Source organism: Pseudoalteromonas sp. T1lg21, assembly GCF_002964625.1.
Lineage (GTDB): Bacteria > Pseudomonadota > Gammaproteobacteria > Enterobacterales > Alteromonadaceae > Pseudoalteromonas > Pseudoalteromonas gelatinilytica.
Genome location: NZ_PQBX01000038.1, coordinates 1 through 814, shown reverse-complemented (window position 1 = coordinate 814; position 814 = coordinate 1). Strand labels below are relative to the sequence as shown.

At 41.4% G+C, this 814-nt stretch carries 1 protein-coding gene; it reads left to right on the top strand.

Going from position 1 to position 814, the window contains the following annotated elements:
• Positions 1-144 precede the first annotated feature (144 nt).
• On the top strand, positions 145-330 hold the full coding sequence (locus C2M25_RS07880) for a hypothetical protein (protein WP_105180822.1): 186 nt from the start codon (positions 145-147) through the stop codon (positions 328-330).
• The last annotated feature ends 484 nt before the right edge of the window (positions 331-814 follow it).

The following is an 814-nucleotide window of genomic DNA, read 5'->3' as shown; positions in this document are numbered from 1 at the left end:
CATGATTTCATTACGTGTGACTCTCCAAAAGTTGGTGTGTTCGATGAAGCACCATCAGAGCTAACAGAATAGCTGGGAGGGACCCGCAACGCGGGAGGGGCTTGGCTATTCTGTAGCCATACATAACTTGTCACTGGTGACACTATGACTAGAAACCAAAAATACGAGCAGAAACAAAAAGCTAAAGGATTAAAGAAAGTAACCCTTTGGATACCTGACGAATCAGAAGTTGAAATAAAACAGATGATAGAGTTTCTGATTGATAACCCAGACCATATACCTTTTATGGCAAGAAATGTCAGAACAGGCCGTATGAAAAAGGCCATTTAGTGGTACGTAATTTTTTACGTAATATTCGTATCGGTACGTAATAATGAACAAAATTATTACGTACCACTCACCTTTGTATCTCCAGTTCTTGGAGGATGGCGTAGCCATGTCATACATTCCAGAAAATTCACATTTCATCGCGAAAGCGTTTCCATTTTCAATACAGTTTATTAGGGTCGGGTATCAATTCAGTGAAATAGCCAATCGCACTCACTGCCCTAGTCTGTTTTCAATAAAAGTTGATTGCCTTCTGATAAACCAAGCTGAGTTAAGGACGGCACAGCAGCCGAGGGAAACACCCTCCCCCCATATACTAATAGGGGGGGAGCGAAACCACTTACACCGATACCGAGTGTGCATTGTGATTTTTAAAAAAGGAGTAAATCACAATGGGCAACTTTAAATTGCAGTTCGTTACGCTATTCGGATATGACTACGCAAAAGGAGCTAAAGAACTCGGAGTAAGTGAACGACAAGTAAGGAG

Bases quoted from the DNA above. Each gene is read 5' to 3' on its own strand.
- C2M25_RS07880 (WP_105180822.1), top strand. From the start codon at position 145: ATGACTAGAAACCAAAAATACGAGCAGAAACAAAAAGCTAAAGGATTA.